This is a genomic window from Streptomyces sp. ICC1, assembly GCF_003287935.1.
In the GTDB taxonomy this organism is placed as follows: domain Bacteria; phylum Actinomycetota; class Actinomycetes; order Streptomycetales; family Streptomycetaceae; genus Streptomyces; species Streptomyces tritrimontium.
In genome coordinates, this window is the sequence record NZ_CP030287.1 from 6,527,536 (window position 1) to 6,541,360 (window position 13,825).

Annotated in this window: 12 protein-coding genes; 7 read left to right on the forward strand and 5 right to left on the reverse strand. The window is 73.3% G+C overall.

The genetic code is table 11. The features are described 5' to 3' along the window. Positions 1-34 precede the first annotated feature (34 nt). On the forward strand, positions 35-3,070 hold the full coding sequence (locus DRB96_RS30640; protein WP_112451390.1) for an NACHT domain-containing protein: 3,036 nt from the start codon (positions 35-37) through the stop codon (positions 3,068-3,070). A 33-nt stretch (positions 3,071-3,103) separates the two neighbouring features. Here the strand turns inward: DRB96_RS30640 and DRB96_RS30645 are convergent, their stop codons facing one another. The 4 genes from DRB96_RS30645 to DRB96_RS30660 are packed head-to-tail and all read right to left on the reverse strand — an operon-like array spanning position 3,104 to position 7,329. Then, a complete protein-coding gene (locus tag DRB96_RS30645) occupies positions 3,104-4,327 on the reverse strand; it encodes an amidohydrolase family protein (protein ID WP_112453881.1) in 1,224 nt (407 codons plus the stop codon). A 14-nt stretch (positions 4,328-4,341) separates the two neighbouring features. Next, positions 4,342-5,628 carry an amidohydrolase family protein gene (locus tag DRB96_RS30650; protein WP_112451391.1) on the reverse strand — a complete coding sequence of 429 codons (1,287 nt, stop codon included), beginning with the start codon at positions 5,626-5,628 and terminating at the stop codon, positions 4,342-4,344. A gap of 19 nt (positions 5,629-5,647) precedes the next feature. After that, positions 5,648-6,532: an SDR family NAD(P)-dependent oxidoreductase gene (locus tag DRB96_RS30655; protein WP_112451392.1), complete on the reverse strand. Its 885-nt coding sequence runs from the start codon at positions 6,530-6,532 to the stop codon at positions 5,648-5,650. Continuing rightward, a complete protein-coding gene (locus DRB96_RS30660; protein WP_112451393.1) occupies positions 6,532-7,329 on the reverse strand; it encodes an acetoacetate decarboxylase family protein in 798 nt (265 codons plus the stop codon). Before DRB96_RS30660 ends, DRB96_RS30655 begins: the two co-directional genes overlap by 1 nt. Before the next feature lie 125 nt (positions 7,330-7,454). Here DRB96_RS30660 and DRB96_RS30665 point away from each other — a divergent pair, with 125 nt between their 5' ends. From DRB96_RS30665 to DRB96_RS30690, 6 genes are all read left to right on the forward strand, one after another. Continuing rightward, positions 7,455-8,087, forward strand: a complete 633-nt coding sequence (locus DRB96_RS30665; protein WP_112451394.1) for a TetR/AcrR family transcriptional regulator — start codon at positions 7,455-7,457, stop codon at positions 8,085-8,087. A gap of 154 nt (positions 8,088-8,241) precedes the next feature. After that, on the forward strand, positions 8,242-10,833 hold the full coding sequence (locus DRB96_RS30670; RefSeq protein WP_162689105.1) for an MXAN_6230/SCO0854 family RING domain-containing protein: 2,592 nt from the start codon (positions 8,242-8,244) through the stop codon (positions 10,831-10,833). Between the two features lie 81 nt (positions 10,834-10,914). Next, entirely contained in the window at positions 10,915-11,889 is a 975-nt protein-coding gene (locus DRB96_RS30675; protein ID WP_112451396.1) for a DEDDh family exonuclease, read from the forward strand. Between the two features lie 175 nt (positions 11,890-12,064). Further along, complete coding sequence (locus DRB96_RS30680) at positions 12,065-12,298, forward strand: hypothetical protein (RefSeq protein WP_112453882.1); 234 nt, start codon at positions 12,065-12,067, stop codon at positions 12,296-12,298. Positions 12,299-12,346: 48 nt separating this feature from the next. Continuing rightward, positions 12,347-12,577: a hypothetical protein gene (locus tag DRB96_RS30685; protein WP_112451397.1), complete on the forward strand. Its 231-nt coding sequence runs from the start codon at positions 12,347-12,349 to the stop codon at positions 12,575-12,577. 29 nt (positions 12,578-12,606) lie between these two features. Further along, positions 12,607-13,275 (forward strand): HAD family phosphatase, encoded by a 669-nt coding sequence (locus DRB96_RS30690; RefSeq protein ID WP_112451398.1) that lies wholly within the window; start codon positions 12,607-12,609, stop codon positions 13,273-13,275. Here the strand turns inward: DRB96_RS30690 and DRB96_RS30695 are convergent. Then, a complete protein-coding gene (locus tag DRB96_RS30695; RefSeq protein WP_112451399.1) occupies positions 13,253-13,705 on the reverse strand; it encodes an Lrp/AsnC family transcriptional regulator in 453 nt (150 codons plus the stop codon). The genes DRB96_RS30690 and DRB96_RS30695 overlap by 23 nt on opposite strands. Positions 13,706-13,825: the final 120 nt, after the last annotated feature.

Consider the following 13,825-nt stretch of genomic DNA (forward strand, 5'->3'; position numbering starts at 1 on the left):
GTGCGGGTGTCCGGGCCAAGGGGAGGGCGTGGGGATGACGGACTCAGAGGCGGGTTTCGACGCGGTCGTCTTACGGGCGGCGGACGCCGTGGCACTGGCGCGGGCGAGGTCCCGGCCGGGCGCCCGCCGGCTCAGGCCCGCCAAGCCGGGCGACCCGGAGGTACGGAGCCTCGCGCGCGGGCTGGCCGCCCTGCTGACCGGGGCGGCCTCGGGGCTCCCGGAGCCCGGCCGGTCGGCGGCGGTGGCCGCGGTCGGCGGGGCCTTCGCCGCGCTGGGCCCGAAGGAGGCCCGGGCCCTCTTCGCGGCGGACCCGGGCGGGGCGGCACCCGGCCCGGCGGCACCCGGCCCGGCCGCACCCGCGCCCCCGCCGGGCTCGGCCCTGAGCCCGGCGGCCGCAGCCGCCTTCCGGGAACTGGTCGCGCTGTGCCGCGCGCACGCCGCCGCCCCCGCGGCGGCGGGCGGGGACGGCCAGAACGGCCAGGAAGGCCAGGAAGGGGACGGCGGGGCGGCGGCCTTCGGGGAGCAGTACGCCCGCTACGTGGCCCGGACCCAGGGAAGGGTCCAGCTGTTCGGCCTGACCCTCGGCCATGCCCGCCAGGACTGGTCGCTCGACCTCGCCTACATCGGCCTCGCCGTCAGCGGCGGGGAACTCCTCGAAGAGCCCGGCCTGCAGACCTCGGTGAAGGCCGAGGTGGCCCTGAACGCGACGGAGCGGGTGCTGCTGCGCGGCCCGGCCGGCTCGGGCAAGAGCACCCTCGTCCAGTGGCTGGCCCTGAACACCGCCCGGAGCAGCTTCGGACCCCGGCTGCGGGACTGGAACGGCCTGGTCCCCTTCGTCCTGCCGCTGCGCTCCTTCAACTCCCCCGCGGGACTCCCCGCGCCCGAGGACTGGCTGGCGGCGACCGGCGTACCGCTGCGCGCCCCGGACGGCTGGGTCGCGGGACTCCTCGCCACCGGCCGGGCGCTGGTGCTGGTCGACGGGGTGGACGAGGTGCCGCCGCGGCTGCGCAGCAGGACCGAGTCCTGGCTGCGGGACCTGCTCGCGCGCTACCCGGGGGCCCGCTTCGTGGTCACCACCCGCCCCTCGGCCGTGCCCGAGGACTGGCTGACCGCCCACGGCTTCTCCTCCCTGTCCCTGCTGCCGATGGAGCGCGACGACGTCGGGGCCTTCATCACGCACTGGCACGACTCCGCCCGCGCGGAGGCGGACGCCGAGGACCCGGGACGGGAGCGGGAGCTGCTCGACCGGTACGAGAAGGCGCTCCTGCAGGCCGTCGGCTCGCGCCGGGACCTGGGCAGGCTCGCGACGAACCCGCTGATGTGCGCCCTGCTGTGCGCGCTGAACCGGGACCGGCGGATGCATCTGCCCCGGGCCCGCAAGGAGCTCTACGACGCGGCGCTGGACATGCTCCTGATACGGCGCGACAGCGAGCGGGACATCTCCGGCGTCGAGGGCGTCTACCTCAGCCGCGACGAGCAGACCCTGCTGCTCCAGCGGCTCGCGTACTGGCTGATCCGCAACGGCCAGGTGGAGGCGTCCGCAGAGGACGCGATCGGGATGATCGCCGAATCGCTCGACGCCATGCCGCAGGTCAAGGCGCAGGGCAGCGCGGAGACGGTGTTCCGGCACCTGCTGATCCGCAGCGGGCTGCTCCGGGAGCCGCTGCCCGGCTCGGTCCTGTTCGTCCACCGCACCTTCCAGGACTACCTCGGCGCCAAGGCTGCCGTGGAGGCGCGGGACTTCGGCGTACTGGTGCGCAACGCGCACGAGGACACCTGGGACAACGTGGTCCGGATGGCGGTGGGCCACGCCCGACCCGACGAACGCGCCTATCTGCTGCGGCAGTTGCTGCACCGGGCCGACCAGGGCGAGCGCGACCGCAGCCGGCTGGTGCTGCTCGCGGCCGCCTGTCTGGAGCACGCGCCGGAGCTGGACCCGGCGGTCTGGCGCGAGGTGCAGAACCGTACGGCGCGGCTGCTGCCGCCGCGCTCCGCGAGCCAGGCCGGGGAGCTGGCCAAGGCCGGCGAACTGGTGCTGGAGCTGCTGCCGGAGCCGGCCGGGCTCACCGAGGCCGAGGCGGCCGCGACGATCCGTACGGCGGCGCTGGTCGGCGGCGACCGGGCCCTGCAGGTGATCGCGGGCTTCCGGACGGACGACCGCTACGAAGTGGGCCGCGAGCTGTCCGACGCCTGGGGGCGGTTCCCCGTCGAGGCCTACGCGGACGCGGTGCTGGCGGACGCCCCCATGCGCACGGCGCACCTGCACGTGCGCACCGCCGGACAGCTGCGGGCCCTGGACCGGCTGCCGCACATCCACCGGCTGCACGTCACCTGGGACGGCCCGGTGCCGCCGGAGATCTCGGGCCGCCGGGACCTCGAATCGCTGATCATGCACCGCAATTCGGGGCTGACCGACCTGTCCCCGCTGGCCGGCCTGCGCTCGCTGCGGCACCTGGGGGTACTGGACTGCCCGAACGTGACCGGGATCGAGGTGGTCGGCGAGCTGGAGGCGGACAGCCTCGCCTTCGGCTACCTGCGGGACGACCTCTCGCTGGCCCCGCTGGCGGGGGTGCCGGGGCTGCGCTCCCTCGTCATCGGCTTCGAGCCGCGGGAGCGGCGGATCGGGGACGTCCCGGCCGCGGTGTCGCTGACCGCGCTGCACCTGTGGCAGGGCGCCCGCCGGATGACGCTCGACGGGATCGAGCGGTGGCCGCAGGTCCGGACGCTGACGGTCGCCGGGAGCAGCCACTACCGGCAGCTGGTGCGGTCGCTGCCGCTGCCGGACCTGGCCGGCCTGCAGATCCGGCATGCCGCGCCGGTGTCGGTCGGGGCGCTCCTGCCGTACCGGCGCCTGGCGCGGCTCGTGCTGATCCGGTGCGCCCTGGAGGGGACCCTGGAGGCGCTGCGCGAGTTCCCGGAGCTGCGCCGGGTGGTGCTGAGCGAGTGCCTGGGGACCGTGGACCTCGCACCGCTCGCGCCGCTGGACGACCTCGTCATCGAGCTGCGGCGGGGCACGCACGTGAGCGGGGCGGAGCTGATCCCGCCGGAGCGGCTCGTCCGCAAGGACTGAGCCGCTCCGGCGGGTACGGGCCCCGCCGGAGCCCTACCAGACCCGGACCGAGCCCCCTCGGGCGAAGGCCGGGCTGGTGGCGGCCGCCGGAACCTCCGTCAGGGGCTCCGCGACCTCCGAGACGAGGGGGCCGTGCTTGGCGGCCACCGCGTCGAGGAGGGCGAGGTCGAAGCCGTACACGCGGGCGGCGTTGCCGCCGACCATGGCGGCCACCTCCTCGCGCGGCAGGCCGGCGTAGGCGATGCGCAGGCCTTCGCGGGAGAAGGGGGTGGTGCCCTCGTCGTGGGGGTAGTCGCTGCCCCACATGATCTTGTCGAGGCCGATCCGGTCCCGCAGCGGGACCTCGTGGGGGCGCATGAAGCTCGCTCCCACGAAGCAGTTGTCCCGCCAGACCTCGCTCGGGCCCTTGCCCATGGACTCCGCCAGGCCCGCCCCGAACTTGGCCTCGGCGGTGGCCGAGGCCGCCACCAGGCGGCCGTGGTAGTAGTCCAGCATCTCGACCACGCCGGGGATCCAGCCGGAGCCCTGCTCGGTCAGGACCAGTTTCAGCCCGGGGTTGCGGGCGAAGGCCCCGCCGAAGATGAGGTGCCACAGGGCCCGGTGGGAGAACCAGGTGGTCTCCACCATGAAGACGGCCCGCGCCGCGGGCTCGTCGCCCAGCGGCGGCGAGGCCGAGCCGCCGTGGTGGTTGACCGGGACGTCCAGCTCGTCGCAGACCGCCCAGATCGGGTCGTAGACGGCCGAGTAGAGCTCCGGGACGGTGGAGCCGGGCGGGACGCCGGGCAGCAGGACGCCGCCGGTCAGACCCGCCTTGCGGGTGCGGCGGATCTCCTTGACCGCCGCGTCCACGTCGTTGAGCAGGATCTGGACCACGCCCGCACGGCGGCCCGGCGCGTCCGCGCAGAAGTCCGCCAGCCACCGGTTGTGGGCCTGGAGCCCGGCCCAGCGCATCTCGTACTCGGCCGCCGTCGGGGGCTGGGCCATCAGGGAGGCCTTGGGGAAGAACGGCGGGATGGTGTTCGGGAAGAGGACTTCCGCGACGATCCCGTCGGCTTCGAGCTCGGCCAGGCGGCGCTGCGAGTTCCAGTTGCGGTCCGCCGTGTCCGCGAGGAGGTCCTCGTACGGGTTGACGTAGCCGGCGGCCCAGTCGTCGAAGGCCTCGTGGTGGCGCTTCTCCAGGTAGGGCTTGTAGTCCAGCAGGTCGGCGCCCGCGTGGCAGTCGGCCGAGATGACCGTGTACCGGTCCTCCCCGGCCACCGGGGTGTCGGAGGTCACGCGTTCACCCCCAGGACCGGGAAGTCGTTGTCCGTCAGCCAGTGCCGGCCGACGTCGCGCGAGCGTGCCCAGGAGGCTTCGACGGCCGCCTGGTCCTCGCTCTGCCCCAGCTCGGCCGGGGTGGGGCCGATGCGGCGGGCGATCGGCGCCAGCTTCGCGGTGTCGAAGCCGAAGACGTCCGCCGCGGCCAGGCCGAGCATCCGGCGGGTCTCCTCGACGGGGATGTCGTGGAAGGTGTTCCCCAGCCACTTGCGGGTGTTGGGCCAGGTCCCCTCGGGGTGCGGGAAGTCCGAGCCCCACAGGATGTTGTCCACGCCGATCTCGTAGCGCTGGGCGAGCTCGCGCCGCTTGGTGTTGGTGGCGCAGATGAAGACCTGCCGGTCCAGGTACTCGCTGGGCGGCCGCTTCAGCTCCTCGAACGGCGAGAGCTTCTTGCCGCCGTGCGCGCCGAGGTAGAGCCGGTCCATGAACCACAGCTGGTTCGGCAGCCACCAGCAGCCCGATTCGGCGACGCCGAACTTCAGCCCCGGGTGCCGCTCGAAGACCCCGGACCAGAGCAGGAACCACAGCGGGCGGGCCGGCCACCAGGTGACCTCGGAGACGAAGATGCCCAGGTGGTCCCCGTACTCGTGGCGCGGCGAGGACCCCGAGTGGGTGACGATCGGCATCTGCGTCTCGGCGGCCGCCGCCCACACCGGGTCGTAACGGCGGTCGTGGTAGGGCGCCTTGTCCACCCACATCGCGGGGATCATCAGGGCGCCGAGCCCCGACGCCTTGGCGCGGTGGATCTCGGCGACGACCTTGTCGGGGTCGCCGGTGATGGGGAGCAGGGCGACCCCGCAGTGCCGCTCCGGGTTCTCGGAGACGAATTCGGCGAGCCAGCGGTTGTGCGCCTGGGCGCCGGCCATGCCGAGCTCGGGGTCCTGGTCGCCGGAGAGCCCGAGGCCGACGCCGAAGGGGGCGGCGGTCTGGCTGTCCACCGCGTCGGCGTCGGGGAAGACGACCTCGGCGGCCACGCCGTCGCCGTCGAGCTCCTTCAGCCGCTGGGCGACGTCCCAGCCGCCCCGCAGGCCCTCCTCGTGGTCGTGGAACCACTTCTCGGCGAAGGCCTCGTTGCGCACGCCCAGCTTGGTGGCCTCGGCGCGGCGGGCGTCGCGCTGGCCGAGGAACTCGTCGAACTGGGGGTGGAACGCGCTGTCCAGGTACGGGCGGTACTGCTCGGTGGGCAGGCCCGCGTGACAGTCGGAGGAGATGATCAGATACGGATCTTCGTACGTACTCACTGCACTCCTGTCGATTCCCTCAGTCGAGGATGAAGCTCTCCAGATAGGCGGGGTTGGCGCGGTCGAGCATCGACTGCGAGCGGGCGCGGATCTGCCGGTCGCTGTGCTCGCTGTCCGGGAGCATCCAGAAGCGGTCGGCCCGGATGCCGTCCACGACGTGCTCGGCGACGTCCTCGACGGGGGTGAAGTTCACCTCGTGGCCGGCCTGCTTCATGGCGGCCTCGTACTGGTCGAGGCTCCGGTACGGGCTCTTGCGCGGGCGCTCCTTCGCGTACCGGTCGGGCCGGTTGCGGTGCGACTCCCACAGGCCGGTGCGCAGCATGTGCGGTCCGGGGAAGAGGACCGAGGCGCCGATGGCGGCGCCCTCCGCCTTCAGATGGGCGTAGAGCGACTCGGTCATGGTGACGACGGCCGCCTTGGTGACCGCGTACACGGAGGCGGTGGGCAGCGGGGCGATGCCGCCGTCTCCGGAGGAGGTGTTGACGATGTGGCCGGGTCCGCCGGCCGCGATCATCCGGGGGACGAAGGCCTGGATGCCGTGGAAGACGCCCCAGACGTTGACGGAGAAGGCCCACTTCCAGTCGTTGGGCTCGTGCTCCCACATGCGGCCCTCGGCGCCGGAGCCGACGCCCGCGTTGTTGCAGAGCACGTGCACGGCGCCGAAGGTCTCGTACGCGGCGTCGGCCAGTGAGATCACGGAGTCGCGGTCGCTGACGTCGACGGTCTTGGCGAGCACCTCGGCGCCGTCCGCCGCGAGTTCCTCGGCGGCCTTGCGCAGGGCGCCCTCCTCCACGTCGGCGAGGACGACCTTGAGCCCTTCGGCGGCGAAGCGGCGGGCCATGGCGAGGCCGATGCCGCTCGCGGCTCCGGTGACCACGGCCACCTGTCCCGGTTCGAGTCGCATCAGACGCTCCCCTCGGGCGGTCCGTCGAGGATCTGCATGGGGTCGTCGTAGCGCTGGTGGATGTACGGGAGCAGGGCCTGGGCGCTGACCCGCTCGACGACCTTGCCCTTCTGGTCGGTGGTCTTCTCGCCGATGGTGATCTCGACGATGCGGCGTACGGGGAGGTCGGCGACGGGGTCGTACATCGACTCCCGGAGCACCACGTCACCGGTGACGTGCTCCAGCTTGCGGACCTTCTCGTTGCGGGTGCAGTGCACGAGCACCGGGTCGGAGTCGAATCCCGAACCGTCCACGGCGGGAAGGAACTTGAAGTAGAAGTCGGTCTTCACGGTGGGCTCGGGCAGCGGCAGCTCGCGGTCCACCGCCCCGCGCACCTCGACGAAGGCGATGCCGTGCCGGGCGAGGGCCGCCCGGACGACGAGGCCGTCGCGCTCGACGGTGACCTCGCCGAGCTTCTTCGGCTCGCCGAAGACCTCGCGGCCGCCGGTCAGCGCGCGCTCCATGGTCATCGGCATGACCAGCGGGTACCAGCCCTCGACCCCGCCGTGCTGGGCGGCGACGGCCACGGAGCCGGCGCCGAGCGGGTAGCCGGGCAGGTCGACCTTGCTGATGTTGGCCCGCACCAGCGGCCGGTCGGCGGGCTTCAGCGGCGGCGGCAGGACCGCCGCCACCACGTCGGGGTCGCTCTCCCAGACGGCCACCACGCCGGTGGACCAGATGTCGGGGAGCTTGGAATTCTTCTCGCGCGATGCGGCGATCTCGGCTTCGGTTCGCGCTCCGTACCGTACGCGTGCCATGTGCGCACCATCCCTCGTCTAGGACGCAGTCGGTTCTGTAACACAGTTACACCGGGAGCGATGAAGGGTAAAGACCCTTGCACGTAACCGATCTGACGGATCGACAGAAAGTTGGTACGGACACCATGGCCAGAGCCACACTGACGCGCGAAGAGGTCCTGGACGCGGCCGCCTCGCTCGTCAAACAGCACGGGCCGGCCGCGCTCACCATGCGCAAGCTCGCCGCCGAGCTGGGCACGGCCGTGACCTCCATCTACTGGCACGTCGGCAACCGCGAATCGCTGCTCGACGCCCTCGTGGAGCGGACCGTGCAGGACATGGGCGCGATCCTCCCGATCGGCCGCAACCCCGGCGACCGGATCGTCTCGGTCGCCCGGATCCTGCGCCGCGAGCTGCGCGAGCGACCGCACCTGATCGCGATGGTCCACGAACGCGGCCTCACCGACCGGATGTTCCTGCCCGCCCAGCAGGCCCTGGTCCACGAGGTGCACGCGGCCGGCCTGCGCGGGGCCCGGGCCGCCGACGCGGTGCGCGCCATCCAGTTCCAGATCATCGGATTCGTCCTGCTCGAGCGCAATCGCGAGCGCTCCCCCGCCCAGTCCCCCGCCGAGAGCGAGCTCTGGGACCCGACCGGCGCCCCGCACGACCCGCCGCTGGCCCGCGCGCTGGCCCGCCCGGTGGACCCGGAACGGCTGTTCCAACTGTCCGTACGGGCCCTGGTGCAAGCCCTGCTGACCCCGCCCGGTAGGCCGCGCTAAAACCGCTTTGCGGCGCCCCCCGGCCATGGTTGGATCTGCTGCGCGGGGGCGGCTCGGCGTCGTGCTTCCTTCTCATCCTCCTCTAAACCCGTATCGCGTCCCCTCTCCGCCCCCGCCTCACCTCTCCCCCCGTCCTTCCGGAGGAATCCCCCCTTTGCCCGAGCTGTCGACCGTCCTGTTGCGCCGTCTGCACACCGTCTACGTCGACCAGGCCGGGCCGCGCCCGGGCGATCCGTCGACGGCCGAGGGCCTGGTGGCCCTGGAGGCCGAACTGCTCGACCGGGGCTTCGCCCTGACGGGCCCGCTGCGTTCGGCGCTCGCCTGGCTCGGCCCCACCGGACTCGCCTCCGCGGGCGGGCAGTTGATCGGGGACATCGACATCCTGCTGGGGGCCGACCGCACCCACATGCCGCTGTTCCGCTCCTTCCCCGCCTCCGTGCCGCAGAACACCCGCGCCCTGTGGGTCGACCGCGTCCTCACCCTCCTGCTGCAGTGGCCGGACCAGCCCTGCGTGCTGTGCGCGGCCGTCGGCAGCGTCCACCCCGTCGCGCCGTGCGCCCACCTCGTCTGCCGTGACTGCTGGGACGGCGCCGACTACTCGGGCTGCCCGATCTGCCACCGGCGGATCGACCCCGCGGACCCCTTCCTGCGGCCGGCCCCGCAGCCTGCCGGCGACGTGCCCGCGGGCGGCGGTCCGCTGCAGCTGCTGAACTTCGCCGCCGACCGGGCGGCCGACTCGGTCACCGCCCTCGGGAAGCTGCTCGCCCGCCGCACCCCGCTCTCGCCGCAGGACACCGAAGAGGCCCGGGTGCTCCTCGCCCACGCGCCGGCCGACCTCGGGTGGCTCCCGCAGGAGATCCCGGTCCGGGAGACCAAGGCGCTGGTGCTGGGCACCCTGCTGCGCGACCGCCGCACGCGGGCGAACGCACGGGCCCTGCTGCCCGGGCGGCTCACCACCGCCACCGACGTGCTGCGGCTGCTCGCCGTGTGGTCCGGCGGCGAGGCGAACCTGCTGGAGCCGGCGCGCGTGCGCTCCCTGCCGCGCCCGCTGCGGCGCGAACTGCTCGCCGTCCTGGACGCCCTCGATCCGGCCCTGCTCGTCGAGGACGTACTGCGCCACCCGGACCCGTGGAAGCGCGCCGCCGAGACCCTGCACCCCTTCGAGCAGCACGTGCGCCATCCGCGCGCCGCCCTCGCCTTCGCCGTGCTGCGCGGGACCGACACCAGCGCCACCGCACTCGGTGCCGCGCTGCTCGCCACCGCCGCCCGGTACCCGCACGCGGTACGGGTCGACGGCTCCCGCGTCCGGGCGGCCACGTGGAAGGGCCGCGCCGAGGAGGCACTGCGCGGGGGCGATCCGGACCGGGCCCTGGCCGTGCTGGCCGAACGGCCCGGCGAACTCGTACGACGCCTTGACCACCTGCTGCGGCTGTACGCGGCCGACACCCTGCCCCCACGGGTGGCCGAAGTGCTGTCGCAGCGGCTGCCGGAGGCCGGGCCGGGCCCCGTGCTGTCCGCGCTCGGGCAGCTCCGGACCCGCCATCTGCCCGGCACCCGGCGGGTGTTCTTCCCGCGCGGGCAGGTCGCGCACTCCTTCACCCTCGACGACGCCCGGCCCCCGCTGGCCGAGGCGGTGACCCGCGCGGTCTGCGGGCTGTTCGAGGGCGAGGTCCTGCGCAGGCTGGCCGCGGCCGACCCGTACGACGTGGCGGTCCTCGACACCCGCCTCGCCCACCTGCACGTCCCGGCCACCGAGCGGGCGGCGGCGAAAGCCCTGGTCACCGTCCCCAAGGGCAGTTTCCAGGCCCTGCCCGACGGCGAGGTGCTGCGCATGTTCCTGCACTGGACGGAGCCGCCGAGGAAGCGGGTGGACCTGGACCTGTCCGTGGTGCTGTTCGACGCCGACTGGAACTACGCGGGCCTGTGCGACTACACGAGCCTGTCCTACGGCAAGGGGGCGGTCGTCCACTCCGGGGACCTCACCTCGGCGCCCGCGCCCGCCGGGGCGAGCGAGTACGTGGACATCGATCCGGACGCCCTCGCGGAGGCCGGCGTGCGCTTCGCCATGCCGGTCGTCTTCAGCTTCGACAACATCCCCTTCGAGCTGCTGCCCGACGCCTTCGCCGGGTTCATGGCCCTGACCGGCCGATCCGGCCGCACGTCCCGCTACGACCCGCGGACGGTACGGCAGCGCTACGACCTGGTCGGCAACTCGCGGATCCACGTGCCGCTCCTCGTCGACCTCGAGCGGCGCGGCTTCCTGTGGACCGACGTCCACCTCCCGGACGACGAGGGCTACCACAGCGTGGGGGCGCACCAGGAGGACCTGGCCCGGATCGGCCGCGACCTGTTCCAGTACTTCTCCAGCGGCCGCACCACCCTGTGGGAGCTGGCCGGTTGGCACGCGGCCGCGCGCTGCCGCGAGGTCGCCGTCCTGCGCCGCACTCCCCGGCCGAGCGACCCCGACGAGCTGTGGACCTACCGGCGGGGGGCCGGCGAGGACACCGCGGCCTTCGCCGCCCGGCTCCTCGGCCTGCGCGATCCGGACGGCGTGGTGCGCTCCGCCGAGGCCGGCTCCCTCGCGGGAGCCGCCGCCTCCGGGCGCTCCGCCTTCCTCGCCCTGGTGGACGGCGACGTCGCACCGGCCGGTGCGACCGGCTGCGCGTACCGGCTGCTGCCGGGGCCCGTTGACGGCTGCGGCCTCGAACGGCTCGCCGCGGGCGACCTCGTCGCCGCACTCGGCTGAGGACCCCGCGGGCCGGACCGGCGGGAGGGGCGTCGTCATCGCGGCCACGAGTGTCGGCGCGGGCCGATATCCTCTGTGACCATGCTCGCCGACCGTACGACCGCAGAGACGATGTGGCCGACCGCGTACCCACAGGGGTACGCGGTCGTCGACGTGGAGACCACCGGGCTCGCTCGCGACGACCGGATAATCTCCGCCGCCGTCTACCGGCTCGACGCTCAGGGCAACGTCGAGGACCACTGGTACACGCTGGTCAACCCGCTCCGGGACCCCGGCCCCGTGTGGATCCACGGTCTGACCAGCGACATGCTCCAGGACGCGCCGCTCTTCAAGGACATCGCCGAGGAGTTCGCCGGCCGGCTCGCCGACCGGGTGCTGGTCGCGCACAACGCGATCTTCGACTGGCAGATGATCGCCCGCGAGTACGCCCGGGCCGCCGCGACCGCGCCGGTCCGCCAGCGGCTGTGCACCATCGCCCTGTCGAAGGAGCTGAACCTCCCGCTGCCCAACCACAAGCTGGAGTCGCTCGCCGCGCACTTCGGCGTGGTCCAGCAGCGCGCCCACCACGCGCTCGACGACGCCCGCGTCCTCGCGGAGGCGTTCCGCCCCTCCCTGCACGCGGCCGCGCGGGACAACGTACGGCTGCCCTTGCTGGAATGCCGGCCGCTGACGGAGTGGTCGGACACCCCGGCCGCCCCGCGCGTCGGCCACCAGGCCTCCTACGGGGCCGGCTCGAGCTGGCGCCCCTCGCGCAAGCGGCCGCCGTGCCCCTACCCGAACCCGGGGCGCTGGGCGGACGGCACGCCGCTCCGGCAGGGCATGCGGATCGCGTTCTCCGGCGACACCTCCGTGGACCGGGAGCTCCTGGAGGACCGCGCGGTCGAGGCGGGCCTGCACATCGCGACGAGCGTGTCGCGGCTCACGAGCCTGCTCGTGACGAACGACCCGGACTCGGCGACCTCCAAGACGGTCAAGGCGAAGACCTTCGGCACCCCCGTCGTCGACGAGGCGGCCTTCACCCAGCTCCTGCGGGACGTGGACCCGGCGCAGGACTGAGCCCCGGTGCGGGAATGAGCCCCGGCGGGCCCGGGAGCGGGCCGGACCGGGTCGGGCCGGAGCCCGGTCCCGGAGCCCGGTCCCGGGGCCTCGCGTTGGGCCGGCCGGGTGCAGGCGCGGCGACTCACCCCGGTGGATCTTGTTCCGACCGGCCGCCCTGCGCAGCATGCGGCGCATGGCACGTTGCGAAGTCTGCGGAAACGATTACGGCATGTCCTTCGAGGTGCACGCGCAGGGCGCCGTGCACGTCTTCGACTGCTTCTCCTGCGCCATCCACCGCATGGCGCCCATCTGTGAGCACTGCCGGGTCCAGATCATCGGCCAGGGCGTCGAGGTGGAGGGGCAGTGGTTCTGCGGCGGGCACTGCGCCCGCGCGGAAGGGAAGGTGGGCATCACCGACCGCGTGTGACTCCCCGCCCTGGCCCTTATACACGTAGCACGCGGCCGACGCTCTTCTATGCGTATCACCCCCGACGACCCCGCCTGGGAAGCCAAACGCCGTCGCGCCGGCATCGCCGCCTTCCTCACCGGCGCCGCCGCCTCCCTCGCCTTCTTCGCCTTCTTCCCCGGCCTCCCCCACGTCATCGACTGGGGCGCCATCCTCACCTCACTCGCCGTCGGCGGACTCGCCCGCCGGGCCCGGCAGGTACACATGACGAGGGCTCGGAAGGGCACCACCCCCGAGTGAGGCCCCCGCCTCCTGCCTACCCTGTCCGGGTGACCGATCCGATTGAGCTCGTGATATTCGACTGCGACGGCGTACTGGTCGACAGCGAACCCCTCTTCGTTCGGCTCCAGATCGCCCTCGGCGCCGAGCTCGGCTGGCCGCTCGCCCCGCACGAGGCGATCGAACGCTTCGTCGGCCGTTCCAGGCAGTCGATCATCGAGCAGATCGCCGCGCGGCTCGGCGACGAGACGGCCGCGATCTGGTGGGAGCGGCTCATCCACCAGCACGAGGCGGCGATCGAGGCGGAGATCACCCCGATCGAGGGGATCACCGAAGCGCTCGACGCGCTCGAAGCGCTCGCACTGCCGATCTGCGTCGCCTCCAACGGCCGCCACGAGAAGGTGCGTCACGCCCTCGGCCGCACCGGCTTGTACGAGCGCTTCGCGGGCCGCGTGCACACCGCCGCCGACGTCGCGCACGGCAAGCCGGCCCCCGACCTCTTCCTGTACGCCGCCCAGCGGATGGGCGTGGACCCGGCTGCCTGCGTCGTCGTCGAAGACAGCCGGTCCGGCGTACAGGCGGCCCGCGCCGCGGGGATGCGGGCCTTCGGCTACGCCGGCGGCCTGACCCCCGCCGAGTGGCTCGCCGGACCCGGCACGGTCGTCTTCCACGCCATGCGGGAACTCCCGGCCCTCCTCACGAGCCAGCAGCAGAGATAACGGACACCGGCCGCTCGAAGAAGGTCTCCAGGGCCACCGTCGCCTGCGTACCGCTGACGCCCTCGATCGCGTACAACCGCCTCAGCACGTCCTGGAGTTGCTCGGTCGTCCCGGTCCTGACCTTGACCAGGACCGACGCGCTGCCCGCGATGACGTGCGCCTCCTGCAGCTCGGGGATCGCGGCGAAGCTCCCGCCGGAGTCGCCCATCCACGCCGATGAGTCGACCATGACGAAGGCCAGCACCCCGCCGCCGACCGCCGCCGGATCCACCTCGACGGTCGTCCGGCGGATCACCCCCGACTCCCGCAGCTTGCGCACCCGTTCGTGGGCCGCGCCCGCGGAGAGTCCGACCGCCTTGCCCAGGGCCGCGTACGCCTGCGCGGCATCCTCCTGCAGCAGGTTCAGCAGCTTCCGGTCCACGTCGTCCATGACACCCTCCTCCAAACCAACTCCCGGCATTCCCTTGCGCTGACCATACGTCATCCTGCAATACTCAACTCAAGCAGGATGCAGTTCAGCAGTCGCTCCCAGGGCGACGACCGAAGGAGA

Excerpts from the sequence above, each read along its gene's own strand:
- DRB96_RS30640 (WP_112451390.1), top strand. The coding sequence starts at position 35 with ATGACGGACTCAGAGGCGGGTTTCGACGCGGTCGTCTTACGGGCGGCG.
- DRB96_RS30655 (WP_112451392.1), bottom strand. The coding sequence starts at position 6,532 with ATGCGACTCGAACCGGGACAGGTGGCCGTGGTCACCGGAGCCGCGAGC.
- DRB96_RS30660 (WP_112451393.1), bottom strand. The coding sequence starts at position 7,329 with ATGGCACGCGTACGGTACGGAGCGCGAACCGAAGCCGAGATCGCCGCA.
- DRB96_RS30665 (WP_112451394.1), top strand. The coding sequence starts at position 7,455 with ATGGCCAGAGCCACACTGACGCGCGAAGAGGTCCTGGACGCGGCCGCC.
- DRB96_RS30675 (WP_112451396.1), top strand. The coding sequence starts at position 10,915 with ATGCTCGCCGACCGTACGACCGCAGAGACGATGTGGCCGACCGCGTAC.
- DRB96_RS30680 (WP_112453882.1), top strand. The coding sequence starts at position 12,065 with ATGGCACGTTGCGAAGTCTGCGGAAACGATTACGGCATGTCCTTCGAG.
- DRB96_RS30685 (WP_112451397.1), top strand. The coding sequence starts at position 12,347 with ATGCGTATCACCCCCGACGACCCCGCCTGGGAAGCCAAACGCCGTCGC.
- DRB96_RS30695 (WP_112451399.1), bottom strand. The coding sequence starts at position 13,705 with ATGGACGACGTGGACCGGAAGCTGCTGAACCTGCTGCAGGAGGATGCC.